The following is a 25,489-nucleotide window of genomic DNA, read 5'->3' as shown; positions in this document are numbered from 1 at the left end:
ATCGGGATGTGTTCACCCTTTCGAGGGGCGAGAAAACGTTCACGCCGCCGAGGTCAACTCGCACCACACGTATTTGCCCCGATTGCCGTCTCTCGTCAGCGGCTGCCACCCCCACACATCGGCGCACGCCCTCACCAGCGCGAGCCCCCGCCCCTCCTCCAGATCGGCGGCCTGATCGAACGACTGTGGCGGTTCCGGCGGTTCGGGGTCGGCGTCCCACGCCCCGATCCGCAGCACGGTCGCCGACCAGCGCACCCGCAGGGCAGCGGGGCCCTTGGTGTGCCGTACGGCATTGGAGACCAGCTCAGCGGCGAGGAGCTCGGCAGTGTCCACGAGGCCGATGAGGCCGTGCATGGTGAGGATCAGGCGGAGGGTGCGGCGACTGACGGTGACGGCTCGGACGTCGTTAGGGATGTACAGCGTGTACTCCCAGGGCTCGTTTTCGGACATGCGTGAACTCCGTTCGGATGAGGGGGAGTTGCGGTTGGCCGGCGGTGTCATTGCCGCAGCCGTCATGGCAGGACGGGGCGGTGCGCTTCCGGTGCCCCGGCAATCCGCAGCGTGTGCGTCGCGTCACCGACGGTAGGGCTAACCTGTCATCCCGAGCAAGCCGGTCGCGTAATCTGACCCCGAACGAGCAGCATCAGCAAGCGTGTTGAACCAAGGAGCAAGTGATGGTCCTGAGGCGCGAACCCACCGCACGTCAAATGCGCCTGGCGACCGAACTTCGCAGACTTCGTGAGGCCGCAGGACTTACCGCCACACAAGCAGCAGCGCTGCTGGGGGTGGGTCGCGTCCAGATCAGCCACATCGAATCCGGCCTGACAGGCGTGAGCGAGCAGCGGCTGCGCCGCCTTGCAGCCCACTACGCATGCATGGACCAGGAGTTCATCAACGCCCTGATCGCTATGGCCACTGACCGGACACGGGGTTGGTGGGAGGACTACCGGGGCGTGTTGCCCACGTCATTCCTGGACCTCGCCGAACTGGAACACCACGCCACGTTCCTGAACGAGGTGGCAATCCTGTACGTACCAGGCCTGCTGCAGACGGAGGACTACGCCCACGCGGTCTTCTCCGCCAGGGTGCCCGAACTCGCCCATGAAGAACTTGAGTTGCGCATCCGCCACCGGATGAGGCGACAGCAGATCGCCATCCCGTACGAGTCGGTGATCCACGAGTCGGCCCTACGCATCAGGGTCCGTGACCGCGCCGCCTCCCGGGCTCAACTGACCAAGCTCCTGGAGCTCTCCGAAGCGGAGAACATCACCGTGCGCGTCATCCCCTTCGACCTGGACGGCTTCGCCAGTGCCGCCAGCACCATGAGGTACGTGGGCGGCCCAGTACCCAAGCTGGACACGGTGGTACGCGACGTGCCGCACGGCTCGGCCTTCATCGATTCCGAAGCACAACTCGGTGCCTTTCGAACGCGCTTCCGTAAGGTGGAAGCTGTGTCACTGACCCCAGAACAGTCACGTGACTTCATCCAGCAGATGACGAAGGATCTGTGAGGCACCGCATGGACAACTGGCGGAAGTCGTCCTACTCAGGCCCCGACGACGGCAACGACTGCGTAGAGATCGCTAACTCGGCTACGCACATATCCATCCGCGACTCAAAGGCCCCGACCGACCGCACCCTCACCTTCCCGCCCGGAGCCTTCACCACCTTCCTCGAAGCCCTGAAGGCCCCTCACTCCACCGTCACCGACTTGGCAAGGTTCCGAGGCTGATCCACCTCATTCCCCCGAGCCGTGGCCAACTCACACGCGAACACCTGCAACGGCACCGTCGCCACCAGCGGCTGAAGCAAGGTCGGAGTCACCGGAAGCCGAATCAGGTGATCCGCATACGGCACCACCGCCTCGTCCCCCTCCTCCGCGATCACGATCGTCCGCGCACCCCGAGCCCGGATCTCCTGGATGTTGGACACGATCTTGTCGTGCAACACGGACCGCCCGCGCGGCGACGGCACGACCACCACCACCGGCAGATCCTCCTCGATCAACGCGATCGGCCCGTGCTTCAGCTCACCCGCCGCGAAGCCCTCGGCGTGCATATACGCCAGCTCCTTGAGCTTCAGCGCACCCTCGAGTGCCACCGGATACCCCACATGCCGCCCCAGGAACAGAACCGTGTTCTTCGAGGCGAGCGAGCGGGCCAACGCCCGCACCGGCTCCATCGTCTCCAGCACCCGCTCGACCTCACCCGAGATCTGCGACAGGTCCCGAACGACGGCGCCGATCTCGTCGCCCCACTTGGTGCCCCGCACCTGCCCCAGATACAGGGCGACCAGATAACAGGCCACCAGCTGCGTCAGGAACGCCTTCGTCGAGGCGACAGCCACCTCCGGCCCGGCGTGCGTGTACAGGACAGCGTCCGACTCGCGCGGAATCGTCGATCCGTTCGTGTTGCAGATCGCCAGCACCTTGGAGCCCTGCTCACGGGCATGCCGTAGCGCCATCAGCGTGTCCATGGTCTCGCCGGACTGGGAGATGGCGATCACCAGGGTCTGCTGGTCGAGAATCGGATCCCGGTACCGGAACTCGCTCGCCAGCTCCACCTCGCACGGAATCCGCGTCCAGTGCTCGATCGCGTACTTGGCGATCAAACCGGCGTGAAAGGCCGTACCGCACGCGACGATGACGACCTTGTCGACCTCCCGCAGCACCCCCGGAGGGATCCGCACCTCGTCCAGCGTCAGCGAACCGGACGCGTCGATGCGCCCCAGCAACGTATCGGCGACCGCCTTGGGCTGCTCGGCGATCTCCTTGAGCATGAAGTAGTCATAGCCCCCCTTTTCCGCAGCCGACGCGTCCCAGTCGATGTGGTACGAGTGGACGTCCGCCGGACGGCCGTCGAAGCCCGTCACCGTCACGCCGTCCCGGCGCAGCTCCACCACCTGGTCCTGACCCAGCTCGATCGCCGACCGCGTGTGGGCGATGAACGCGGCGACGTCCGAGGCGAGAAAGGCCTCGCCCTCTCCAACGCCCACCACCAGCGGCGAGTTCCGCCGCGCCCCCACGACCACGTCAGGCTCGTCCGCGTGCACCGCGACCAGCGTGAACGCGCCTTCGAGCCGTCGGCACACCAGCCGCATGGCCTCCGCCAGGTCCGCGCAGGAGGAGAACTCCTCGGCGAGCAGATGCGACACGACCTCGGTATCCGTCTCAGAAACCAGCTCGTGCCCCCGCTCCTCCAACTCGGCCCGCAGCGCGGCGAAGTTCTCGATGATCCCGTTGTGTACGACGGCCACCCGGCCGACGTTGTCGAGATGCGGGTGGGCATTGGCGTCCGTCGGCCCACCGTGCGTGGCCCACCGCGTGTGCCCGATCCCCGTCGTCCCGGTCGGCAGCGGCCGTTCGACCAGCTCCTTCTCCAGGTTGACCAGTTTCCCGGCCTTCTTCGCCGCCGCCAGCCCGCTGTCCGCCTGCACGGCGACGCCCGCCGAGTCGTATCCCCGGTACTCCAGCCGCTTCAGCCCGGCCATGACGACCTCTAGCGCCGACTGAGACCCCACGTATCCCACGATTCCGCACATGAGCGGCAGCCTACGATCCAACTCCCGCCCGAAAAGGCTCCCGCGTGCCCGGAATCGGAAATTCCCACCGCATGCACGCCCCCCGTTACACCTGGGGACCACTGGAACCGACCGGCCCGACGCCTGGAACTGATTGACTGTCCGGATGCGCAAGGGACTGGTTGTCACGCTGCTCTGGCTGGCCGCCGGGGTGACGGCGTGGCAACTCCTCCAGGAGCCCGACACCCAGCTGGAAGGCATGGTCCTGCTCGCCGTGGTGATCGGCGGTGCCGCCACGCTCCTGATCCCGGGGCTGTTCTTCTCCGCCAACGCCGAGGTCATAGAGCTGCGCGGGGCACCGCGCCTCGCCCTCTTCCACGCGGCCGCCCTGCTGATCGTGGCGACCTTGGCCCTCATGGGGCACTTCGAGCGTGGTGAAGGGGAGTACATCTGGAAGTACGGCGAGCCGAGGACCATCAGCGTGCCGAAGCGCTGGACCTGCAAGATGGGCGCCGGCGAGTGCCACGGCTTCTGGGAGGCGCTCGGATCCGACGACCGTACGCAACAGGGCACGGTCCACGTCTGGCGCGACGACTTCGACGAGTCCGGCCTGCGCGGCCCGCTCCCCGCGGGCGAGGAAGACGACACCGTGGAGTTCGAAGGGCGGGCCCTGGGCGACGAGGCCGCCACCTCCGGGTACGCCGACCAGCACAGGGAGGCGGTCGTCCTCGGCCGGATCCCCGCGGTCGTCGGCTGGGTCGCGGGCGGCCTCGGGATCATCCTGGCGTTCTACTCCACGGCCCCCGGCAGGACTCCCCGCCGGTGACTCTGACCAACCCCACGCGACGGACCCCACCCACAGGGCTCCCAGTGAGGCACCGCGGCAGTACGCGCAGAGGTCTCCCTCAGGTCTTCGCCCGATAAGCCCGCATAGCCAACGGACAGAACACCAGCGCTATCCCAGCCGCCCACGCCAACGACCACAACACCGGCTCCGCCACCGGCCCACCCAGCAGCAGCCCCCGGAACGCGTCGGACAGATGAGTCACCGGGTTGACGTCGCTCCACGCCTGCAGCCACCCCGGCATGGTCTCCACCCTGACGAACGCGCTGCTGGTGAAGGTGATCGGGAAGATGAGGGTGAACGCGAACGCCTGCACCTTCTCCGCGTCCCCCGCCAGCATCCCGATCAGCACCGCGCCCCACGACACCGCCGCCGCGAACACAACCACCAGCACCGTCCCGAGCAGGAAGCCGTCCAGTCCCCCGGTGATCCGGAAGCCGAGCAGCATGCCGAGGCCGATCATCAGCAGCATCGCCCAGACGTGCTTGGCGAGGTCCGCGGTGATCCGGCCGATGAGCGGGGCGGAGCGGGCTATCGGCAGGCTGCGCAGCCGGTCGAAGACGCCCTTGGTGAGGTCGGTGTTGAGCGCCATGGCCGTGTACATCGTCATGAACAGGGTGTTCTGCACGATGATCCCGGGCAACGCGTACTTCAGGTACGCCTCGGGCGATCCGGCCATCTGCCCGCCCAGCACGTACGTGAAGAGGAACACGAACATGATGGGCGTGATGCTGTAGTCGACCAGCTCCAGCGGGTTGTGCTTGACCGCGACCAGGCTCCGCCAGGCCATCGTGAAGGTCTGCCGCAGCCCGTCGAGCGGCCGCACGCGGCCCGACTTGGTGATCGGGGCCGTGATGGTCGTGGCGCTGGCGGTCATGGCCGGCTCACCGCCTTCTGAAGCTCACTGTCGTCATTCCGGACGGCCGCGCCGCCGTTGCCCTCGGGCGCGCCGGGCTCGGCGCGGTGGCCGGTCAGGGCGAGGAAGACCTCGTCGAGCGAGGAACGGCGCAGGGCGAGCTCGCCCACCGCGATCCCCTCGCGGTCGAGCGCCCGCACGACGGCCGGCATCAGCTCGGGGTCCTTCACCGGGGCGGTGACCGTCTCGCCCTCGATCCGGGCCTGAGCACCGGCGGCCCCCGCCACCAGCGTGTGCGCCCGCGCGAGGTCCTGCCCCATTACCGGCCGCAGCTGCAGCACCTGCCCGCCGACCTGGGACTTCAGCTGGTCCGGGGTGCCCTCGGCGATCACCCGGCCCTTGTCGATCACCACGATGTCATCGGCGAGCACATCGGCCTCGTTCAGATACTGCGTGGTCAGCAGGGCGGTCGCACCGTCCGCGACCAGGCCTCGCAGCATGTCCCACAGCTCACCGCGGCTGTGCGGATCGAGGCCGGTGGTCGGCTCGTCGAGGAAGAGGATGGTGGGCCGGCCCACCAGGCTGGCCGCGAGGTCCAGACGCCTGCGCATGCCGCCCGAGAAGGTCTTCACGGCCCGCCCGGCCGCGTCCGTCAGCTGAAAACGCTCCAGCAGCTCGGCCGCCCGCGCCCTGGCCTCCCTCCTCGGCAGACCGAGCAACCGGCCGATGAGCAGCAGGTTCTCCGTGCCGGTCAGGTTCTCGTCCACCGCCGCGTACTGCCCGGTCAGCCCGACCATGGCGCGTACGACCCCGGCCTCCCGGACCACATCGTGTCCGGCCACGCGGGCTCTGCCGGCGTCGGGCCGGAGCAGCGTCGCGAAGATCCGCACCGCGGTCGTCTTCCCCGCGCCGTTGGGCCCCAGCAGCCCGAGCACCGAGCCCCTACGGGCCGCCAGGTCGACCCCTGCCAGCGCCTCGGTGTCCTTGAACCGCTTGACCAGGCCTTCCGCCTCGATCGCATACGTCATGGGTCACCCCCTCGGCGTTGATGGACCCCGGCCTGGGCCCACCTCTCCCACAACTGTGACGCACGGCACTGACATTCCCCGTGTTGCCCGGTTTTCTCCCGAAAGCAGACGGTTGATCCCCACCAACCCGGCGTGACGGACCCCACCCACCATCCCGTTCAAACGGCGTTAACAATGGACTGTGATCTCTCCGGTCTCCTCGATACCCCGGAGCGCCCACCGGCCCAAGCCGGAGGCGACTCCCTTCGTCGACCTCACCCGAGCCGAGTGGAGCGCGCTGCGCGACAAGACGCCGCTGCCGCTCACCGCCGAGGAGCTCGAGAAGCTGCGCGGCCTCGGCGATGTCATCGACCTCGACGAGGTGCGGGACATCTACCTCCCGCTGTCCCGGCTCCTCAACCTGTACATCGGCGCCACGGACGGACTCAGAGGCGCCCTGAACACCTTCCTCGGCGAACAGGGCTCCCAGTCCGGCACCCCGTTCGTCATCGGCGTCGCCGGCTCGGTCGCCGTAGGAAAGTCCACGGTGGCCCGCCTCCTCCAGGCGCTGCTCTCCCGCTGGCCCGAACACCCGCGCGTCGAACTGGTGACGACCGACGGCTTCCTGCTCCCCACCAAGGAGCTTCAGGCCCGCGGACTGATGTCGCGGAAAGGTTTCCCCGAGTCCTACGACCGCCGCGCGCTCACCCGCTTCGTCGCCGACATCAAGGCCGGCAAGGACGAGGTGACGGCCCCCGTCTACTCCCACCTCATCTACGACATCGTCCCCGGCCAGAAGCTCACGGTCCGCCGCCCCGACATCCTGATCGTCGAGGGCCTGAACGTGCTCCAGCCCGCGCTCCCCGGCAAGGACGGCCGCACCCGCGTCGGCCTCGCCGACTACTTCGACTTCAGCGTGTACGTCGACGCGAGCGCCGAGGACATCGAGCGCTGGTACCTCAGCCGCTTCCGCAAACTGCGCGCGACCGCCTTCCAGAACCCGTCCTCGTACTTCCGCAAGTACACGCAGGTGTCCGAAGAGGAAGCCCTCGACTACGCCCGCACACTGTGGCGCACCATCAACCGGCCCAACCTGGTGGAGAACATCGCCCCCACCCGCGGCCGCGCCACCCTCATCCTCCGCAAGGGCGCCGACCACAAGGTGCAGCGCCTGAGCCTGCGCAAGTTGTGACCGTTAGTCTGCCGCCATGCTGCACCTGCGCCTGATCACCCCGGCCGACAAGACCGCCGACGTGGTTCGCCTGATCGAGAACACGGTCGGCACCACGCACCTGGTCATGCTGCCGGGTGCCGCCCGCAACCCCGCCGGGGACGTGGTGATGTGTGACGTCGCGCGCGAGGCCGGCGACGAACTCCTCACCGGACTCCAGGAACTGGACCTCGACAGCACCGGCTCCATCGCCGTCGAGAACATCGACCTCTCGCTGTCCAAGCGCGCCGACGAGGCCGAGGCGGAGGCCCCCGGCGAGGGCGCGGACGCGGTCCTGTGGGAACACCTGACCGACGCGACCCACGAGGAGTCGACCCTCTCCATCACGTACATAGCGTTCATCACGCTCGCCACGATGATCGCGGCCTGCGGTGTGGTCCTGGACAACGCGATCCTGATCGTGGGCGCGATGGCGGTGGGCCCGGAGTTCGGGCCTCTCGCGGGCATCTGCACAGCGGTCGTACAGCGCGCCCCGCGCCTGGCGCTGCGGTCACTGACCGCGCTGCTGGTGGGCTTCGCGGTGGCGATCGCGGTGACGGTGGGCTTCAGCCTCTTCATGGACGCCGTCGGCCTGTTCACCGAGGAACAGCTGGAGGCCACTCGGCCCAACACCGAGTTCATCTACGCCCCGGACTGGTTCTCCTTCGTCGTGGCGGTACTCGCCGGTGCCGCCGGCATGCTCTCCCTGACGTCCGCCAAGTCCGGCGCCCTGGTCGGCGTCGCCATCTCCGTGACGACCGTCCCGGCCGCCGCCAACGCGGCGGTGGCCCTGATCTACGGCGACACCAACCAGACCGTACGCTCGACGGAGCAGCTCCTGCTGAACCTGCTGGGCATCATCCTGGCGGGCACCCTCACCCTGATGCTCCAGAAGTGGCTCTGGTCCAGCCAGCGGAAACGGTCAGCTCTTTAAAACGCCGGGTCCAGCAACGCCCCTTTTAGGGGCGCGGGGAACTGCGCGACAAGCCACAACGCTCCCGCAGCCCGCAAACCACAGAACCTCCGTCCCGAACCCGGCACCTACCCCAACGCAGACTTCACCGCATCAGCCAACCGCCCAGCCACAGACCGAGCCTGATCAATATCAGCCGCCTCAACCATCACCCGAACCAACGGCTCGGTCCCGGACGGCCGCAACAGCACCCGCCCCGTCTCCCCCAACTCAGCCTCCGCATCAGCCACAGCCGCCGCAAGTTCAGCAGACGTACCGACCCGCGAGCGATCCACATCAGGCACATTGATCAGCACCTGAGGCAGCCGCTGCATCACACCCGCCAGCTCCCGCAGGGACCGCCCACTCTCCGCGACACGAGCAGCCAGCAACAGCCCGGTCAGCGTGCCGTCCCCAGTCGTCGCATGATCAAGAATGATCACGTGCCCGGACTGCTCGCCCCCGAGCGCGTACCCGTGTTCCTTCATCTCCTCCAGCACATACCGGTCCCCGACCGCCGTCTGGACGAGCTTCAGCCCTTCTCGCTCCATGGCGAGCTTGAAGCCGAGGTTGGACATGACGGTCGCCACCACGGTCTCGGCCCGCAGAGCGGAGCGCTCCCGCATCGCCAGCGCGAGGACGGCCATGATCTGGTCGCCGTCGACTTCCTCACCGGTGTGGTCCACGGCCAGGCACCGGTCCGCGTCCCCGTCGTGCGCGACGCCGAAGTCGGCCCCGTGCTCGACGACCGCAGCCTTCAGCAGGCCCAGGTGCGTGGACCCGCAGCCGTCGTTGATGTTGAGCCCGTCCGGCTCGGCCCCGATCGTGACGACCTCGGCACCGGCCCGCGAGAAGGCCTCCGGCGAGACCAGGGAAGCCGCGCCGTGCGCCTCGTCCAACACGATCTTCAGCCCGTCGAGCCGGTTCGGCAGCACACCGACGAGATGGGTGACGTAGCGCTCGAAGCCCTCCTCGTACGCCCGCACCCGCCCGACACCCGCACCCGTCGGCCGGTCCCACGGCGCACCGGTGCGGTGCTCCTCGTAGACGGCCTCGATACGCTCCTCCAGCTCGTCGTCGAGCTTGTGGCCGCCGCGGGCGAGGAACTTGATGCCGTTGTCGGGCATGGCGTTGTGGCTGGCGGAGAGCATGACACCGAGGTCGGCGCCCAGCTCGGCCGTCAGGTACGCCACCGCCGGCGTCGGCAGCACACCCACGCGCAGGACGTCCACGCCCGCGCTGGCGAGGCCCGCGACCACCGCGGCCTCCAGGAACTCCCCGGACGCACGCGGGTCCCGCCCGACCACCGCGGTCGGCCGGTGCCCCTCGAAGGTGCCCGCCTCGGCCAGTACGTGCGCCGCGGCGACGGAGAGGCCGAGCGCCATCTCGGCCGTCAGATCCGCGTTGGCGACACCGCGCACGCCGTCCGTGCCGAAGAGTCGTCCCACTTGTCCTCCTGAGGAAGCGTCAGTTCTGGACGCGGTGCCGGTGCGCTCGTGGCGCTCCGGGCGGCTCCCGCGTCCCAGGCATGCCATGCAATCCATGCAACCCATGCATTCCATGCCTGAACATCCGATGGCACAAGGCTATGAACGTCTTGTGCCGTTATACGCCCAAGGCATGCGATAAACGAACGCCCCGGCGGCACTGTGGCGTGCCGCCGGGGCGTTCGGAGTACGTACGAGCGAGCGGGACGAGCCCGGCAAGCCCGGAATACGTACGGGCAGGCAGCGAAGCTTAGCGCTTGCTGTACTGCGGAGCCTTGCGGGCCTTCTTCAGACCGGCCTTCTTGCGCTCGACCGCACGGTCGTCGCGGCGGAGGAAGCCGGCCTTCTTGAGCGCACCGCGGTTGTTGTCGACGTCGGCCTCGTTCAGCGCGCGGGCGACACCGAGACGGAGCGCACCGGCCTGACCGGAGACACCGCCACCGGAGATGCGGGCGATGACGTCGTAACGACCCTCGAGCTCGAGCACCTTGAAGGGCTCGTTGACTTCCTGCTGGTGCACCTTGTTCGGGAAGTAGTCCTCGAGGGTGCGACCGTTGATCTTCCACTTGCCGGAGCCCGGAACGATCCGGACGCGGGCGATGGCGTTCTTGCGACGGCCCAGGCCAGCGGCCGGCTGGGGCTCGCCGAAGCGGGAGGCCATGGACTCCGAGGTGTACTCGCCCTCGACGGGCGTCTCGGACTCGGTGGTGTAGCTGTCGATGTCAAGCTCTTCGAGCGGCTGCTCGGCAGTGGTCTCGGCCACGATTCTCCTCAGATTCTGTTCAGCTTTAGGGGTGGCCGGACTTACTGCGCGACCTGGGTGATCTCGAACGGCACCGGCTGCTGGGCGGCGTGCGGGTGCTGGTCACCCTTGTAGACCTTCAGCTTCGAGAGCATCTGACGGCCCAGAGTGTTCTTGGGAAGCATGCCCTTGACGGCCTTCTCGATGGCTTTCTCGGGGTTCTTGTCGAGGAGCTCGTCGTAACGGACGGAGCGCAGACCACCCGGGTAGCCGGAGTGGCGGTACGCCATCTTCTGGGTCCGCTTGTTGCCGGAGAGGTGCACCTTGTCGGCGTTGATGATGATGACGAAGTCACCGGTGTCGACGTGAGGCGCGTAGATCGGCTTGTGCTTGCCCCGCAGAAGGGACGCGGCGGTGGTGGCGAGACGACCCAGGACAACGTCCTGAGCGTCGATGACGTGCCACTGGCGCGTCACATCGCCGGGCTTGGGGCTGTACGTACGCACGGTTCGTAGCCTTCGCTTCGAGTGAATGGTCCTGACAAGGTCACCGAAGCGATCACGACAGCCCTGACCGCACTGCGGTGACGCAAACCGCGTGCTGGTCGCTGGTCATCGGCCCGGTGGACCGGTGTAAGGGCCCGTCCCGTGAGAATGAGCAAGCCAATACACAACGAAAAGGCAGAATACCTGGGGTGCCCCGGACGGGTCAAAACGAGGCCACCGCCGTCGGCCGGGCCGATTCCACGGGCATACGGCGCTCCCGCGCCCGCCCGTGACACAGGACCGTACACGTCAGCACACACAAAGTGAACGCGTCCTTGAACGCCCTGCGCCGCACCGGTTCCAGATACGGCCAGGTCAGCCCCGGCAGCTGCGGGGTCAGAGCGAGCCAGAACCAGGGGCTGCGGGCGACCGAACCGGCATACGGCAGCCCGGCGAACAGCAGCGGGACGACGACCAGGAGGTAGTGGTCGTACGACGGCCTGGACACCAGGAACGCCGAGAGCATGAGCGTCGCCGCGGTCTCGGGCAGCCGCAGCGCACCGGGACCGCCGCGGCACCAGCGCCGGTACGCGCACACCACCCCGACCAGCGCGGCGACCACGGCGACGGCCCCGGCCAGCGGCTCCGGCACCCCCAGCCGCGGCAGTACCGCCGCCGGCGAGGCCTCATACAGCCGTACGAAGCCGTCGTCGCCGCGCAGCAGGAACGGCAGGGTGCGGGTGAAGAACCCGGCCGGGTCGGGCATCAGGAGCCCGGAGGCGGCGGACGCGGCCACCGGCACCAGGACCAGCACCGCCAGCGCCCGCCACCGGTGCGCGAAGAGGAACAGCAACGCCAGGGGCGCGAGCAGAGGCTTCAGAGCGACCGCCGCGCCGATCACCGCGCCCGCCGCCATCCACCGGCCCCGGCTCGCCAGCAGCAGGCCCAGCGGCAGCGCCAGCGCGGCGGTCGCCGTCCAGTTGGCCAGCAGGACCAGATGCGCGAAGGGCGCGAAGCCGGCCGCCAGGCCGGCCAGGCCCAGGGCGGCGAAACGGCTGCCCAGCGGTACGTCGTGCAGCCGCAGGGCGCAGGCCCAGCCGAGGACCAGACAGCCGGTCACCGCGAGCGGCACCAGCAGGCGCAGCGCGGTCGGCGGCAGCAGGACCTGAGGAGCCGCCGCCAGCACCGCGCTCGGAAGATAGAGGAAGTGCGGATCGTCATACGGCGAGCCGCCCGAAAGCCAGGTGCGCGCGGCCCCGACGACGACCGCGTTGTCCATCCCTCCGTCCGAGGTCAGCCGTGCCGTACGAGCCGCCGTCGCCCCCAGCACCGCCCCCAGCACCAGCCACAGATGCCAGCTAGCCCTTCGTACCAACCACCCGGAGATGTCGCATTTGCGCTCACTCATCGACCGAACGCTAGGGGCTGCAGAGCCTCTTGAGGCGGACCGGCACACCTCTTGCCCCGTCTAAGATGCGCCCCATGAGCTTTGGGCAGCAGGGGGGACCCCAGTCCCAGTGGGATCCCTGGAAACCGCAATCCCAGCAGCCGTGGACCAGCGGCGCCGGAGACACCCCGGACTGGGCCGCGCTCGCCGAGGCGTCCGAGACGCGCAACAAACGCCGCCGGCTGCTGTTCATCGGCGGCGGCGCACTCGCCACGGTCGCGATCGGTACGGCCGTGGCCATGGCCGTGGTGTCGGCGAGCGGCAGCGACGAGGCGTCGAACAAACCGTCCTCCGTGCCCGCGGGCGGGGACATCCCGAGCCCCACCGGGACCGGGGCGCCGTCGTTCGCGCCGACCAGCGCCCCGCCCCCGCTGGACCCGAAGGACTTCGTCTCCAGCAAGTCCAAGGACACGGCCCCGCTCGGCCCGCAGATCCTCTTCCCGGGCACGCAGCTGACCATGGGCTCGACCGTGTACAAGAAGGGCCCGACGGCCGACACCAAGAGCTGCGCGGCGGCCGCCAAGGGCACTCTCCCGAAGGTCCTCACCGACAACGGCTGCACGCGCCTGATGCGCGTCACCTACACCAAGGACGGCATCGCGGTCACGGTCGGCGTGGCGGTCTTCGACACCGCGGCGCAGGCCACCAAGGCCAAGACGAGCTCCAACGACAAGAGCATCGTCGCGTCGCTGTCCGGAGACGGCGTCAAGGACTTCTGCAACTCCGCGGTCTGCCGCACGACCACCAACTCCTACGGCCGCTACGCCTACTTCACCATCGCCGGCCTCACCAACGGCAAGGACGTGACGACGAAGGACACCGCCGTCTTCACCACCGGCGACGACCTGGCCGAGTTCGCGTTCCGTCAGATCCGCCGCCGCGGCGAGGCCCAGGCCTCGGCGGCGGCGAACGAATAGGACGTCCGGGAGGGCCGGTTCAGCAGCACCCGGCTGCTCGACCGGCCCCGGGCAGGGTCCGCCTGTTCCGCGCCTCCTTGTTCCGCGCGGCCAGCAACTCGTCCGCCGGGTACCCGACCTCCTCCAGCGTCAGCCCGTGCGGCCGTACGACATGCACGGCCGAATCCCGTACGCCGGCCGCGAGCACCTTCCCCGCCCAGTCCGGCCCGCGATGCCCGTCGCCCACGAACAGCAGCGCCCCGATGAGCGAGCGCACCATGTTGTGGCAGAAGGCGTCGGCGCGGACGGTGGCGGTGATGATCCCGTCGGCGCCTTTGCGCAGACTCAGCTCCTGGAGCGTACGAATGGTCGTCGCCCCCTCCCGCCGCTTGCAGTAGGCGGCGAAGTCGTGCTCCCCGAGCAGCCGCTGGGCCGCCTCGTTCATGGCGTCGACGTCGAGGGGCCAGTCGTGCCACAGGACGTGATTCCGCAGCAGCGGGTCCACTCCCCCGGGGTTGTCGGTGACGCGGTAGGCATAGCGCCTCCAGACGGCCGAGAAACGGGCGTTGAAGCCACTGGGCGCCTCCCTGAGGGCCCACACCCGTACGTCCCTGGGCAGGCGCCCTGCGAGCCGCTTGAGCAGCTTCCCGTGGTGCTCGGCCCAGACCTCGCGCGGCAGATCCACATGGGCGACCTGCCCGCGGGCGTGCACCCCGGCATCGGTGCGCCCGGCCACGGTCAGTTCGTACGTCTGCCTGGACCGCGTGACGGTACGCAGCGCGTCCTCGATCTCCCCCTGCACGGTCCGCCGCCCCCCGGCCTGCTTGGCCCACCCGGAGAACTCGGTGCCGTCGTAGGAAAGGTCGAGACGCACGCGCACGTGTCCGGGCTGTACTTCGTCACTCACCCCTAGATCCTCTCAACAACGCGGAACGGGCCCGCCCCGAAGGGCGGACCCGTTCACTGCGAGGCGTCAGCCTCAGGCGTCCTTGGACTCCTCGGCCGCAGCCGCGTCCTCGGCCTCGTCGGCCTTGGTCACGTCGACCTTGGTCTCCTCGACCTTGGTCTCCTCGACCTTGGTCTCCTCGGCCTTGGCCTCAGGGGCAGCCTCGGCGTCCTTGGCGGCACGCTTGGTGGCGGCCTCGGCCTCACCGGTCGCCTCCTGCGCGACCGTCAGCGCCTCGACCAGCTCGATGACGGCCATGGGCGCGTTGTCGCCACGGCGGTTACCGATCTTGGTGATGCGCGTGTAGCCACCGGGACGGTTCTCGTAGCGCGGGCCGATCTCGGTGAAGAGCGTGTGGACGACGCTCTTGTCCGTGATGACCTGGAGAACCTGACGGCGGTTGTGAAGGTCGCCCTTCTTCGCCTTGGTGACCAGACGCTCGGCGTACGGCCGCAGACGGCGGGCCTTCGCCTCGGTGGTGGTGATGCGGCCGTGCTCGAACAGCGCCTTCGCGAGGTTCGCGAGAAGCAGCTTCTCGTGCGCGGCGCCGCCGCCCAGACGGGCACCCTTGGCGGGCTTCGGCATGGTGTTTCTCCTAGGTGTCTGCCCCGGCCGTATCAGGTACCGGGGTCAGTATCCGAGCAGGCGGTCGCCTGTCGGAGATCCGGGGGCCTGCGCGAGACCCCCGGAGGTGGTACCGATCAGTACTGCTCGGTCTCCACGAAACCCGCGTCCGCGTCGTCGTCGGCGCCGAAGGCGTCGGCGGCGGCGGTCGGGTCGAATCCGGGCGGGCTGTCCTTCAGGGCCAGGCCCATGCCGGCCAGCTTCGCCTTGACCTCGTCGATCGACTTCGCACCGAAGTTACGAATGTCGAGCAGGTCGGCCTCGGAGCGCGCGACCAGCTCACCCACGGAGTGGATGCCCTCACGCTTGAGGCAGTTGTACGACCGAACGGTGAGCTCCAGCTCCTCGATCGGCAGCGCCAGATCGGCGGCGAGGGCGGCGTCCGTCGGCGACGGACCCATGTCGATGCCCTCGGCGTCGATGTTGAGCTCACGGGCCAGCCCGAACAGCTCGACCAGGGTCTTACCGGCGGAGGCCATCGCGTCACGCGGACGCATCGCCTGCTTGGTCTCGACGTCGACGATCAGCTTGTCGAAGTCGGTGCGCTGCTCGACACGGGTCGCCTCGACCTTGTACGTGACCTTCAGAACCGGCGAGTAGATCGAGTCGACCGGAATACGACCGATCTCCTGACCGACCTGCTTGTTCTGCACGGCGGAGACGTAACCACGGCCACGCTCGACCGTCAGCTCCATCTCCAGCTTGCCCTTGCCGTTGAGCGTGGCGAGGACGAGGTCGGGGTTGTGCACCTCGACACCGGCCGGGGGCGCGATGTCGGCGGCGGTGACGAGACCCGGGCCCTGCTTGCGCAGGTACATCACGACCGGCTCGTCGTGCTCCGAGGAGACGACCAGCTGCTTGATGTTGAGGATCAGGTCGGTGACGTCCTCCTTGACGCCCGGCACGGTGGTGAACTCGTGCAGAACGCCGTCGATACGGATGGACGTGACCGCCGCACCCGGGATCGAGGAGAGGAGCGTACGACGCAGGGAGTTTCCGAGGGTGTAGCCGAAGCCCGGCTCCAGCGGCTCGATCACGAACCGGGAGCGGAATTCGTCGACGACTTCTTCGGTCAACGAGGGACGCTGAGCGATCAGCATGTGTGGATCAGATCCTTCTTTCGTGGACGCCCGCTATTTGACGTCCGACGGAACCGCCCCCGGCAAAAGGGACGGGTACTGCAAGGGTACGGGCGATACCGCCCCGAAGAGCCGTACCGCCCGAAAAGCCCTGCGAAGCGAGGTCAGACGCGACGACGCTTCGGCGGACGGCAGCCGTTGTGCGGGGTGGGGGTGACGTCCTGGATGGAGCCCACCTCGAGGCCGGTCGCCTGAAGCGAACGGATGGCGGTCTCACGACCCGAACCCGGGCCCTTGACGAACACGTCCACCTTGCGCATGCCGTGCTCCTGCGCGCGGCGGGCGGCCGACTCGGCGGCCATCTGCGCGGCGAAGGGGGTCGACTTGCGCGAGCCCTTGAAGCCGACGTGGCCGGCGGAGGCCCAGGAGATCACGTTGCCCGAGGGGTCCGTGATCGAGACGATCGTGTTGTTGAACGTGCTCTTGATGTGCGCGTGGCCGTGAGCGACGTTCTTCTTTTCCTTGCGGCGCACCTTCTTGGCAGCGCCCTGACGACCCTTGGGGGGCATCTATTTCTCCTACAGGGAGGTGGTCGGTCCTACAGCGAAGACCGCTTGGTCGAGCGTCCGCTGAGGACTACTTCTTGCCCGGCTTCTTCTTGCCGGCGATGGCGCGACGCGGGCCCTTGCGGGTGCGGGCGTTCGTGCTGGTGCGCTGACCGCGGACGGGCAGACCGCGGCGGTGACGCAGACCCTGGTAGCAGCCGATCTCCACCTTGCGGCGGATGTCGGCCTGGACCTCGCGACGGAGGTCACCCTCGGTCTTGATGTTGTTGTCGACGTACTCGCGGATCGCGACGAGCTGCTCCTCGGAGAGGTCGCGAACACGGGTGTTCGGGTCCACGCCGGTCTCAGCCAGCGTCAGCTGCGAGAGGGTCCGGCCGATGCCGAACACGTAGGTGAGCGCGACTTCCACGCGCTTTTCGCGCGGGATGTCAACACCGGAAACGCGTGCCATTCAATGGCTCCAGTTGATCTTCGGAGGTCTTCCGCAGAACCGACTCCCAGCCGCCGTATGAGGTACGAACTGGGTCCCCGGCCTCCGAACCGGGGGTATCAGGCGCCTGAGCGTGCCTGGATCCTGCGTATGAACATATTCAGCTCGCGTCGCGCGAAATTCTGCGAATCGCAGAGGGTGGGTCGTGCGTCAGCCCTGGCGCTGCTTGTGGCGCGGGTTCTCGCAGATGACCATGACCCGGCCGTGACGGCGGATCACCCTGCACTTGTCGCAGATCTTCTTGACGCTCGGCTTGACCTTCATGGGGTGAGGTTCTCCGGGTCAGTGCCACCACCCCGCGGGAAGCGGGGCAAAGGCAAGATCTACTTGTACCGGTAGACGATCCGGCCACGCGTCAGGTCGTACGGAGACAGCTCCACCACGACCCGGTCGTCAGGGAGGATGCGGATGTAGTGCATACGCATCTTGCCGCTGATGTGTGCCAGGACCTGGTGGCCGTTCTGGAGCTCCACCTTGAACATGGCGTTCGGGAGAGACTCGACGACAGTGCCTTCGATCTCGATGGCACCTTGCTTCTTGGCCACGCTTCGCCCTTCGAATCGACTACCTTGATCGACTTCTCGTTACACTTGCACATCCCATACGAGCGCATGGAGACATGCGGGTGCACGAGAGCCGACGAGTCAGTCTACGTCAGGCCTCTCGGAAAGACGAATCGTGGAAGCCTGCCCCACGCTGTAGATCATTAAGCGGCGAACTCGGACCGTCCGTCGTTCGCGACACCGGGCCACGGCAATCCAAGCCCGTCCGGCGTTTGCGGACGAGGCCCCTTCGGGGGAGCCCCCACTACCCGCGCCGGCAAACGTCAGGCCAGCGGATCCGGCGCAGCCACAATCCCGTACTCCGCCAGCTTCGCCTTGCCCCCGTCCGGCGCCGTCAGCACCAGCGGCCCCTGCTCCGTCAACGCAACCGAATGCTCCCAGTGCGAGGACCAGGTGCCGTCCGTCGTGATGACCGTCCAGTCGTCCGACAGGACCTCTGTCTTCGGGGTGCCGAGGGAGACCATCGGCTCGATGGCGAGGCAGAAGCCGGGGACCAGCTTGGGGCCCTTGCCGCGGCGGCGGTCGACGTAGTTCAGCAGGTGCGGGTCCATGTGCATCTCGGTGCCGATGCCGTGGCCGCCGTAGTCCTCGATGATGCCGTAGCGACCGCCGCCCGGCTTCGGCTGGCGGCGGATGTACGTCTCGATGGCCCGGGAGACGTCGACCAGCCGGTTGCCCTGCTTCATGGCCGCGATACCGGCCCACATCGACTCCTCGGTGACCCGGGAGAGCTCCACCAGCTCCGGAGCGTGACCCGAGCCCACGAAGGCCGTGTACGCCGCGTCGCCGTGCCAGCCGTCGATGATCGCGCCGCAGTCGATGGAGATGATGTCCCCGTCCTTGAGGACGACCTCCTCCGACGGGATGCCGTGCACGACGACCTCGTTCACCGAGGTGCAGATGGTCGCGGGGAAGCCGCCGTAGCCCAGGAAGTTCGGCTTCGCGTCGTGCTCCGCGAGCACCTTGCGCGCCACCTGGTCCAGATCCTTGGTCGTGGCCCCGGGAACCGCGGCCTCACGCGTCGCCGCGTGAATGGCGGCGACGACCAGCCCCGCCTCACGCATCTTGGCGATCTGCTCGGGGGTCTTGATCTGCACCATGGGGGCGGGGGCCTTTCTTGGAACCGGGGAGGGCCGGAGGGCGTACGGGTGCCCTCAACGATACGTGCCGTCACACAGCAGCCGCGGCCCCCGTCAGGGAACCGCGGCTACACCGACGTACCAACGACTACTTGCCCTCGTCCTCACGCTTGAGCGCCTCCATGGCGCGAGCCGTGACGTCTTCCACCTTGCCCAGTGCGGAGATGGTCACGACCAGCCCCTGAGCCTTGTAGTAGTCGATGATCGGCTCGGTCTGCGTGTGGTAGACCTCGAGCCGCTTGCGCACGGTCTCCTCGGAGTCGTCGTCCCGCTGGTACAGCTCGCCGCCGCAGACGTCGCAGACGCCTTCCTTCGCCGCCGGCTTGTACGACACGTGGAACACGTGCGCCGAGTCGTTGCGGCAGATGCGGCGGCCGGCGATCCGCTTGACGACCTCTTCCTCGGGGACCTCGAGGTCCAGCACCGCGTCCAGCTTCATGCTCTCGGACTGCAGCATCTCGTCCAGCGCCTCGGCCTGCGAGACATTGCGCGGGAAGCCGTCGAGGAGAAAGCCGTTCTCGGCGTCCGGCTTCTCCATGCGGTCCTTGGCCATGCCGATCGTGACCTCGTCCGGCACCAGGTTTCCGGCGTCCATGTAGGACTTCGCCAGTTTGCCGAGTTCCGTCTGCTGGCTGATGTTGGCCCGGAACAGGTCGCCCGTGGAGATGTGCGGGATCGACAGGTTCTGTGCGAGGAACGCGGCCTGCGTTCCCTTACCGGCACCCGGCGGCCCGACGAGGACGATACGCATCAGCGGAGGAACCCTTCGTAATTGCGCTGCTGAAGCTGACTCTCGATCTGCTTCACCGTCTCGAGACCCACACCCACGATGATCAGGATGCTGGTCCCGCCGAACGGGAAGTTCTGGTTAGCCCCGAAACCAGCCAACGCCATCGTCGGCACGAGAGCGATCAGCCCCAAGTACAGCGAACCCGGCCAGGTGATCCGGTTGAGTACGTACGACAAATACTCAGCGGTCGGTCGGCCAGCCCGGATGCCCGGGATGAAGCCACCATACTTCTTCATGTTGTCCGCGACTTCCTCGGGGTTGAACGAGATGGCCACGTAGAAGAACGCGAAGAAGACGATCAGGAAGAAGTAGAGAGTGATGTGCGCCGGCGCCGCCGTGTCGGCCAGGTTCTTCGTGATCCAGGTCGCCCATCCCGCCTGGGAATTGGAGAACTGGACGATCAGCGCCGGGATGTAGAGCAGCGACGAAGCGAAGATGACGGGAATCACACCCGCCTGGTTGACCTTCAGCGGGATGTACGTCGACGTACCACCGTAGGAGCGGCGGCCGATCATCCGCTTGGCGTACTGCACGGGGATGCGGCGCTGGGCCTGCTCGACGAAGACCACCAGGCCGACCATCACCAGGCCGACGAGGATGACGGTGCCGAACTCGATCCAGCCGTCGGCCAGGGAGCCCTGCTGCTTGATGGCCCACAGCGCGGACGGGAAGGTCGCGGCGATGGAGATGAACATGAGGATCGACATGCCGTTGCCAATGCCGCGGTCGGTGATGAGCTCACCGAGCCACATGACGACGGCGGTGCCGGCGGTCATGGTGATGACCATCGTGATGGTGACGAAGATCGACTGGTCCGGCACGATCTGGTTGCCGACCGGGCAGCCGGTGAACAGCGCACCGCTGCGGGCCGTGGCCACCAGACCGGTGCCCTGCAGGATCGCGAGCGCCACCGTCAGGTAACGGGTGTACTGCGTGATCTTCGACGTGCCCGCCTGTCCCTCCTTCTTGAGGGCTTCCAGGCGTGGGATCACGACGGTCAACAGCTGCAGGATGATGCTCGCCGTGATGTACGGCATGATGCCGAGCGCGAAGATCGTGATCTGCAGCAGCGCGCCACCACTGAACATGTTGACCAGACCGAACAGACCCTGGCTGGAGCTCGCCTGGTCGATACAGGTCTGTACGTTCCGGTAGTCGACACCCGGGATCGGTACATGCGTGCCTGCCCGATAGACCACGATGATGCCGAGCGTGAAGAGCAGCTTCTTGCGCAGGTCGGGCGTCTTGAACGCCCGGGCGAACGCGGTGAGCACGGTGCCTCCTGCGACCCCCGCGCTACTGCGTCAAGGGTGACGGTCTTGAGGTTCGACGAATACGTAACGGTCAACTGCCGCTTCGAGTGCCCCGTAAAGAGCCCCCTGTGAAAGTTGGCAGTGCAGGCCACCTTACCCGCGAGACTGCCACCCTTGGAACGACCAACCGGGGATACCCCATTTGTGGGGCATCCCCGGTGGGATCATTCAAGTCATCGACACGCCTGTGATGTTCAGACGAGCTCGGTGACGGTACCGCCGGCAGCGGTGATCTTCTCCTTGGCGGAGCCGGAGACGGCGTCGACCGTCACCTGCAGTGCCACGGAGATCTCGCCCTGGCCGAGGACCTTGACGAGGCTGTTCTTGCGAACGGCACCCTTGGCCACCAGCGACTCGACGGTGACCTCGCCACCCTCGGGGTAGAGCGCGGCCAGCTTGTCGAGGTTCACGACCTGGTACTCGGTCTTGAACGGGTTCTTGAAGCCCTTCAGCTTCGGGAGGCGCATGTGCAGCGGCATCTGGCCACCCTCGAAGCGCTCCGGAACCTGGTAGCGGGCCTTGGTTCCCTTGGTACCACGACCGGCCGTCTTACCCTTCGACGCCTCACCACGACCGACACGGGTCTTGGCGGTCTTGGCGCCCGGGGCGGGACGGAGGTTGTGGATCTTGAGCGGGTTGTTCTCCGCCATGATCAGTCGACCTCCTCGACCGTCACGAGGTGGCGGACGGTGTGCACCATGCCGCGGAACTCGGGGCGGTCCTCCTTGACGACCACGGTGTTGATCCCCTTGAGACCAAGCGACCGAAGGGTGTCACGGTGGTTCTGCTTGCTGCCGATGTACGACTTCGTCTGCGTGATCTTGAGCTGAGCCATTACGCAGCACCAGCCCCGGCACGCGCACGCAGCAGAGCCGCGGGAGCGACGTCCTCGAGGGGCAGACCGCGGCGGGCCGCGATCTCCTCGGGACGCTGCAGACCCTTCAGGGCCTCCACGGTCGCGTGCACGATGTTGATCGCGTTCGACGAGCCGAGCGACTTCGACAGCACGTCGTGGATACCGGCGCACTCCAGGACGGCACGCACGGGACCACCGGCGATAACACCGGTACCCGGCGAGGCCGGCTTGAGGAGAACGACGCCCGCAGCCTTCTCACCCGTGATCGGGTGCGGGATGGTGCCCTGGATCCGGGGGACCTTGAAGAAGTGCTTCTTGGCCTCCTCAACGCCCTTGGCGATGGCGGCCGGCACCTCCTTGGCCTTGCCGTATCCGACACCCACGGTGCCGTCACCGTCGCCCACCACGACCAGCGCGGTGAAGCTGAAGCGACGACCACCCTTCACAACCTTGGCGACGCGGTTGATCGCGACGACACGCTCAACGTAAGCGGTCTTCTCGGCGGCAGCTGCGCCGCCGTCACGGCCCTTCCGGTCCCGCCGCTCGCCGCCACCGGCACCGCTTCCGCGGCGCTGGGGTCCAGCCATTGGAATTACCTCTCTCTGTTTCCGCTAGCTACGCGCCAACGATTTTGTCGCTGACGCGACGGGCGGCCTCTAGAACTTCAGGCCGGCTTCGCGGGCGGCGTCCGCCAGAGCGGCGATGCGCCCGGCGTACTGGTTGCCACCACGGTCGAATACGACGGCCTCGACACCGGCGGCCTTGGCACGCTCGGCGACCAGGGCGCCGACCTGCTTGGCCTGCGCGGACTTGTCGCCCTCGCCACCGCGGATCGAGGTGTCCAGGGTGGACGCCGACGCAAGGGTGTGACCCTTGAGGTCGTCGATCACCTGGGCAACGATGTGGCGGTTCGAGCGGGTCACGACCAGACGAGGACGCTCCGCCGTACCGTTGATCGACTTGCGGATCCGGATGTGGCGGCGCTTGATCGCGGCGCGCTTGTAGGCGTCGCCCTTGAGGATCTTCTGTCCGTATGCCATGGCTTACTTACCCGCCTTTCCGACCTTGCGGCGGATGACTTCGCCCTCGTACTTGACGCCCTTGGCCTTGTACGGGTCGGGCTTGCGCAGCTTGCGGATGTTCGCCGCAACCTCGCCGACCTTCTGCTTGTCGATGCCCTCGACCTGGAAGCGGGTCGCGGACTCCACCTTGAAGGTGATGCCCTCGGGCGCCTCGACGGTGATCGGGTGGCTGTAGCCGAGCGCGAACTCGAGGTTCGAACCCTTGGCCTGCACGCGGTAACCGACACCGCTGATCTCGAGCTTCTTCACGTAACCCTGGGTCACGCCGGTGATCATGTTCGCCACCAGCGTGCGGGACAGGCCGTGCAGGGCCTTGTTCTGACGCTCGTCGTTGGGGCGGGTGACGTTCAGAACGCCGTCCTCAGCCCTGACGATCTCGATCGGCGCGGCAACGGTGTGGGTCAGCGAGCCCTTGGGGCCCTTGACCGAAACCGTGCGGCCGTCGATGGTGACGTCCACGCCGGCGGGAACCGTGATGGGGAGCTTGCCAATGCGCGACATAGCTGTTTCCTCCGTTCCCTTCCGCTACCAGACGTAGGCGAGAACTTCTCCGCCTACGCCCTTCTTGCCGGCCTGCTTGTCGGTGAGGAGCCCGTGGGACGTGGAGATGATCGCCACGCCGAGGCCGCCGAGCACCTTCGGCAGGTTGGTGGACTTCGCGTAAACCCGCAGACCGGGCTTGGAGATCCGCTTGATGCCCGCGATGGAGCGCTCACGGTTGGGGCCGAACTTCAGCTCCAGGACGAGGTTCTTGCCGACCTCGGCGTCCTCGACCTTCCAGCCCGTGATGAAGCCCTCCTGCTGGAGGATCTCCGCGATGTGCGACTTGATCTTCGAGTGCGGCATCGCCACGGTGTCGTGGTACGCCGAGTTCGCGTTTCGCAGACGCGTAAGCATGTCTGCGATCGGATCAGTCATGGTCATGAATTGGCCTTCGGCCTCTCTCGCCGGGGTTTCCTGGTGCGCCATCCCTCTCCCCGATCCGAGACGGGACGGGTGCGGCGCGGTGGACCTACGGCGTAGTAAGTCGTAAGGGCGGCAATCAGGCGCCCAACCCCCCAAGCCTAAGCCATGGAGAGGAGGGCGCCTGACACGCCCATTGCTTACCGAGAGCCCTGCTGATCCCCTATGTAGGGGATTACCAGGAGCTCTTGGTCACGCCCGGCAGCTCGCCACGGTGAGCCATCTCACGAAGGCACACGCGGCACAGGCCGAACTTGCGGTACACGGAGTGCGGGCGGCCGCAGCGCTGGCAGCGCGTGTAGCCACGTACACCGAACTTGGGCTTACGAGCAGCCTTGGCAATCAGAGCCTTCTTCGCCATCTCGCTCACGCCTCCTTGAAGGGGAAGCCGAGGTGACGCAGAAGGGCACGGCCCTCTTCGTCGTTGGTCGCCGTGGTGACCACGGTGATGTCCATACCCCGGACGCGGTCGATCTTGTCCTGGTCGATCTCGTGGAACATGACCTGCTCCGTGAGACCGAAGGTGTAGTTGCCACGGCCGTCGAACTGCTTGGGGGACAGACCACGGAAGTCGCGGATGCGCGGCAGCGCGAGCGACAGGGTGCGGTCCAGGAACTCCCACATGCGGTCGCCACGGAGCGTGACGTGGGCACCGATCGGCTGACCCTCACGCAGCTTGAACTGCGCGATGGACTTGCGGGCCTTGGTGACGGCCGGCTTCTGACCGGTGATCGTGGTGAGGTCGCGGATGGCGCCCTCGATCAGCTTGGAGTCGCGGGCGGCGTCGCCCACACCCATGTTGACCACGATCTTGACGAGGCCGGGAATCTGCATGACGTTCTCGTAGGAGAACTGCTCACGCAGCTTGCCCGCGATCTCCTCGCGGTACTTCGTCTTCAGACGCGGAGTGGTGGTGGTCGTCATCAGATGTCCTCACCCGTCCGCTTGGCAACGCGGATCTTGTTGCCCTCTTCGTCGAAGCGGTAACCGACGCGGGTCACGACCTTGTTGCCGTCCTTCTCCACGACGAGCTGAACATTGCTCACGTGAATCGGGGCCTCGGTGGTGACGATGCCGCCGGCCTGCGAACCACGCGCTGTGGGACCGGCCTTGGTGTGCTTCTTGACCCGGTTGACACCCTCGACCAGAACACGGTCCTCGCGGGGGAAGGCCGCGATGACCTTGCCCTGCTTGCCCTTGTCCTTACCGGTGATGACCTGGACCAGGTCGCCCTTCTTGATCTTCATGCTTACAGCACCTCCGGCGCGAGCGAGATGATCTTCATGAACTTCTTCTCGCGCAGCTCACGGCCGACGGGGCCGAAGATACGGGTGCCGCGAGGGTCGCCGTCGTTCTTCAGAATGACGGCGGCGTTCTCGTCGAAGCGGATGTACGAGCCGTCCGGACGGCGGCGCTCCTTGACGGTGCGAACGATGACCGCCTTGACGACGTCACCCTTCTTCACGTTGCCACCGGGGATCGCGTCCTTGACGGTGGCGACGATGACGTCACCGATGCCCGCGTAGCGGCGACCGGAGCCACCGAGCACACGGATGCAAAGGATTTCCTTCGCACCAGTGTTGTCGGCGACACGCAGTCGCGACTCCTGCTGGATCACGTCTATCTCCTGTTT

General features: G+C 67.3%; 34 protein-coding genes. 6 read left to right on the top strand and 28 right to left on the bottom strand.

The genetic code is table 11. The features are described from left to right. Positions 1-39 precede the first annotated feature (39 nt). Entirely contained in the window at positions 40-450 is a 411-nt protein-coding gene (locus tag Q4V64_RS31425; protein ID WP_124439877.1) for an ATP-binding protein, read from the bottom strand. Between the two features lie 224 nt (positions 451-674). Here Q4V64_RS31425 and Q4V64_RS31420 point away from each other — a divergent pair, with 224 nt between their 5' ends. Further along, complete coding sequence (locus Q4V64_RS31420) at positions 675-1,511, top strand: helix-turn-helix transcriptional regulator (protein WP_124439878.1); 837 nt, start codon at positions 675-677, stop codon at positions 1,509-1,511. An 8-nt stretch (positions 1,512-1,519) separates the two neighbouring features. After that, entirely contained in the window at positions 1,520-1,732 is a 213-nt protein-coding gene (locus Q4V64_RS31415; RefSeq protein WP_124439879.1) for a DUF397 domain-containing protein, read from the top strand. Here Q4V64_RS31415 and glmS read toward each other — a convergent pair. Further along, positions 1,693-3,540 carry a glutamine--fructose-6-phosphate transaminase (isomerizing) gene (glmS, locus tag Q4V64_RS31410; protein WP_124439880.1) on the bottom strand — a complete coding sequence of 616 codons (1,848 nt, stop codon included), beginning with the start codon at positions 3,538-3,540 and terminating at the stop codon, positions 1,693-1,695. The genes Q4V64_RS31415 and glmS overlap by 40 nt on opposite strands. Positions 3,541-3,685: 145 nt before the next feature. Between glmS and Q4V64_RS31405 the strand changes: the two genes are divergently transcribed. Continuing rightward, positions 3,686-4,345, top strand: a complete 660-nt coding sequence (locus tag Q4V64_RS31405; protein WP_124439881.1) for a hypothetical protein — start codon at positions 3,686-3,688, stop codon at positions 4,343-4,345. Between the two features lie 79 nt (positions 4,346-4,424). On the opposite strand, the gene Q4V64_RS31400 is transcribed toward Q4V64_RS31405, so the two are convergent. Both Q4V64_RS31400 and Q4V64_RS31395 read right to left on the bottom strand, forming a co-directional pair. Beyond that, positions 4,425-5,240, bottom strand: coding sequence for an ABC transporter permease (locus Q4V64_RS31400; protein WP_124439882.1), 816 nt, complete (start codon positions 5,238-5,240; stop codon positions 4,425-4,427). Then, positions 5,237-6,247, bottom strand: coding sequence for an ATP-binding cassette domain-containing protein (locus Q4V64_RS31395; protein ID WP_124439883.1), 1,011 nt, complete (start codon positions 6,245-6,247; stop codon positions 5,237-5,239). Before Q4V64_RS31395 ends, Q4V64_RS31400 begins: the two co-directional genes overlap by 4 nt. Before the next feature lie 181 nt (positions 6,248-6,428). On the opposite strand from Q4V64_RS31395, the gene coaA reads away from it, so the two are divergent. Continuing rightward, on the top strand, positions 6,429-7,418 hold the full coding sequence (gene coaA, locus Q4V64_RS31390; protein ID WP_124439884.1) for a type I pantothenate kinase: 990 nt from the start codon (positions 6,429-6,431) through the stop codon (positions 7,416-7,418). A gap of 16 nt (positions 7,419-7,434) precedes the next feature. Then, positions 7,435-8,370, top strand: a complete 936-nt coding sequence (locus tag Q4V64_RS31385; protein ID WP_124439885.1) for a DUF389 domain-containing protein — start codon at positions 7,435-7,437, stop codon at positions 8,368-8,370. A 107-nt stretch (positions 8,371-8,477) separates the two neighbouring features. Here the strand turns inward: Q4V64_RS31385 and glmM are convergent, their stop codons facing one another. The 4 genes from glmM to Q4V64_RS31365 all read right to left on the bottom strand — a co-directional run bounded on the left by glmM (position 8,478) and on the right by Q4V64_RS31365 (position 12,510). Then, positions 8,478-9,836, bottom strand: a complete 1,359-nt coding sequence (gene glmM, locus Q4V64_RS31380) for a phosphoglucosamine mutase (RefSeq protein ID WP_124439886.1) — start codon at positions 9,834-9,836, stop codon at positions 8,478-8,480. A gap of 289 nt (positions 9,837-10,125) precedes the next feature. Further along, positions 10,126-10,638 (bottom strand): 30S ribosomal protein S9, encoded by a 513-nt coding sequence (gene rpsI, locus Q4V64_RS31375; RefSeq protein WP_124439887.1) that lies wholly within the window; start codon positions 10,636-10,638, stop codon positions 10,126-10,128. 41 nt (positions 10,639-10,679) lie between these two features. Further along, positions 10,680-11,123, bottom strand: coding sequence for a 50S ribosomal protein L13 (gene rplM / locus Q4V64_RS31370; protein WP_124439888.1), 444 nt, complete (start codon positions 11,121-11,123; stop codon positions 10,680-10,682). Between the two features lie 202 nt (positions 11,124-11,325). Then, positions 11,326-12,510, bottom strand: a complete 1,185-nt coding sequence (locus Q4V64_RS31365; protein ID WP_124439889.1) for a glycosyltransferase 87 family protein — start codon at positions 12,508-12,510, stop codon at positions 11,326-11,328. A 65-nt stretch (positions 12,511-12,575) separates the two neighbouring features. Here Q4V64_RS31365 and Q4V64_RS31360 point away from each other — a divergent pair, with 65 nt between their 5' ends. Then, complete coding sequence (locus Q4V64_RS31360; protein WP_172629180.1) at positions 12,576-13,466, top strand: hypothetical protein; 891 nt, start codon at positions 12,576-12,578, stop codon at positions 13,464-13,466. A gap of 19 nt (positions 13,467-13,485) precedes the next feature. Here the strand turns inward: Q4V64_RS31360 and truA are convergent, their stop codons facing one another. From truA to rplN, 20 genes are all read right to left on the bottom strand, one after another. Next, positions 13,486-14,352, bottom strand: a complete 867-nt coding sequence (gene truA, locus Q4V64_RS31355; protein ID WP_124439891.1) for a tRNA pseudouridine(38-40) synthase TruA — start codon at positions 14,350-14,352, stop codon at positions 13,486-13,488. Positions 14,353-14,424: 72 nt separating this feature from the next. Then, positions 14,425-14,976, bottom strand: coding sequence for a 50S ribosomal protein L17 (rplQ, locus tag Q4V64_RS31350; protein WP_124439892.1), 552 nt, complete (start codon positions 14,974-14,976; stop codon positions 14,425-14,427). 116 nt (positions 14,977-15,092) lie between these two features. Continuing rightward, entirely contained in the window at positions 15,093-16,115 is a 1,023-nt protein-coding gene (locus Q4V64_RS31345) for a DNA-directed RNA polymerase subunit alpha (RefSeq protein ID WP_003966937.1), read from the bottom strand. Positions 16,116-16,258: 143 nt separating this feature from the next. Continuing rightward, positions 16,259-16,663, bottom strand: coding sequence for a 30S ribosomal protein S11 (gene rpsK / locus Q4V64_RS31340; protein ID WP_003956432.1), 405 nt, complete (start codon positions 16,661-16,663; stop codon positions 16,259-16,261). A 67-nt stretch (positions 16,664-16,730) separates the two neighbouring features. Next, the gene (gene rpsM, locus Q4V64_RS31335) at positions 16,731-17,111 is read right to left on the bottom strand and encodes a 30S ribosomal protein S13 (protein WP_046263515.1); all 381 of its coding nucleotides are present in this window, start codon (positions 17,109-17,111) and stop codon (positions 16,731-16,733) included. 189 nt (positions 17,112-17,300) lie between these two features. Next, the gene (rpmJ, locus tag Q4V64_RS31330) at positions 17,301-17,414 is read right to left on the bottom strand and encodes a 50S ribosomal protein L36 (RefSeq protein WP_003998809.1); all 114 of its coding nucleotides are present in this window, start codon (positions 17,412-17,414) and stop codon (positions 17,301-17,303) included. Positions 17,415-17,473: 59 nt separating this feature from the next. Then, positions 17,474-17,695: a translation initiation factor IF-1 gene (infA, locus tag Q4V64_RS31325; protein WP_003948620.1), complete on the bottom strand. Its 222-nt coding sequence runs from the start codon at positions 17,693-17,695 to the stop codon at positions 17,474-17,476. A gap of 281 nt (positions 17,696-17,976) precedes the next feature. Then, complete coding sequence (gene map / locus Q4V64_RS31320; RefSeq protein WP_124439893.1) at positions 17,977-18,813, bottom strand: type I methionyl aminopeptidase; 837 nt, start codon at positions 18,811-18,813, stop codon at positions 17,977-17,979. A 127-nt stretch (positions 18,814-18,940) separates the two neighbouring features. Next, positions 18,941-19,603, bottom strand: coding sequence for an adenylate kinase (locus Q4V64_RS31315; protein WP_124439894.1), 663 nt, complete (start codon positions 19,601-19,603; stop codon positions 18,941-18,943). Beyond that, a complete protein-coding gene (gene secY / locus Q4V64_RS31310) occupies positions 19,603-20,916 on the bottom strand; it encodes a preprotein translocase subunit SecY (RefSeq protein ID WP_124439895.1) in 1,314 nt (437 codons plus the stop codon). Before secY ends, Q4V64_RS31315 begins: the two co-directional genes overlap by 1 nt. A 233-nt stretch (positions 20,917-21,149) precedes the next feature. Continuing rightward, entirely contained in the window at positions 21,150-21,605 is a 456-nt protein-coding gene (rplO, locus tag Q4V64_RS31305) for a 50S ribosomal protein L15 (protein WP_030601181.1), read from the bottom strand. A gap of 2 nt (positions 21,606-21,607) precedes the next feature. Further along, positions 21,608-21,790, bottom strand: a complete 183-nt coding sequence (rpmD, locus tag Q4V64_RS31300) for a 50S ribosomal protein L30 (RefSeq protein ID WP_095748087.1) — start codon at positions 21,788-21,790, stop codon at positions 21,608-21,610. Next, complete coding sequence (rpsE, locus tag Q4V64_RS31295; RefSeq protein WP_108954805.1) at positions 21,790-22,398, bottom strand: 30S ribosomal protein S5; 609 nt, start codon at positions 22,396-22,398, stop codon at positions 21,790-21,792. Before rpsE ends, rpmD begins: the two co-directional genes overlap by 1 nt. 69 nt (positions 22,399-22,467) lie before the next feature. Continuing rightward, positions 22,468-22,851, bottom strand: coding sequence for a 50S ribosomal protein L18 (gene rplR, locus Q4V64_RS31290; RefSeq protein WP_030039763.1), 384 nt, complete (start codon positions 22,849-22,851; stop codon positions 22,468-22,470). Between the two features lie 3 nt (positions 22,852-22,854). Beyond that, on the bottom strand, positions 22,855-23,394 hold the full coding sequence (gene rplF, locus Q4V64_RS31285) for a 50S ribosomal protein L6 (RefSeq protein ID WP_124439896.1): 540 nt from the start codon (positions 23,392-23,394) through the stop codon (positions 22,855-22,857). A 24-nt stretch (positions 23,395-23,418) separates the two neighbouring features. Continuing rightward, positions 23,419-23,817 (bottom strand): 30S ribosomal protein S8, encoded by a 399-nt coding sequence (gene rpsH, locus Q4V64_RS31280; protein ID WP_015658459.1) that lies wholly within the window; start codon positions 23,815-23,817, stop codon positions 23,419-23,421. Positions 23,818-24,031: 214 nt separating this feature from the next. Further along, complete coding sequence (locus Q4V64_RS31275) at positions 24,032-24,217, bottom strand: type Z 30S ribosomal protein S14 (RefSeq protein WP_003948630.1); 186 nt, start codon at positions 24,215-24,217, stop codon at positions 24,032-24,034. 5 nt (positions 24,218-24,222) lie between these two features. Beyond that, the gene (gene rplE, locus Q4V64_RS31270) at positions 24,223-24,780 is read right to left on the bottom strand and encodes a 50S ribosomal protein L5 (protein WP_124439898.1); all 558 of its coding nucleotides are present in this window, start codon (positions 24,778-24,780) and stop codon (positions 24,223-24,225) included. Then, the gene (gene rplX / locus Q4V64_RS31265; RefSeq protein ID WP_124439899.1) at positions 24,780-25,103 is read right to left on the bottom strand and encodes a 50S ribosomal protein L24; all 324 of its coding nucleotides are present in this window, start codon (positions 25,101-25,103) and stop codon (positions 24,780-24,782) included. Before rplX ends, rplE begins: the two co-directional genes overlap by 1 nt. A gap of 2 nt (positions 25,104-25,105) precedes the next feature. Further along, positions 25,106-25,474, bottom strand: coding sequence for a 50S ribosomal protein L14 (rplN, locus tag Q4V64_RS31260; protein WP_003998823.1), 369 nt, complete (start codon positions 25,472-25,474; stop codon positions 25,106-25,108). Positions 25,475-25,489: the final 15 nt, after the last annotated feature.

Origin of the sequence: Streptomyces sp. NL15-2K (assembly GCF_030551255.1) — a bacterium.
In the GTDB taxonomy this organism is placed as follows: Bacteria; Actinomycetota; Actinomycetes; order Streptomycetales; family Streptomycetaceae; genus Streptomyces.
The sequence above is the reverse complement of the archived record's forward strand: the minus strand, read 5'-3'. Positions and strand labels throughout refer to the sequence as shown.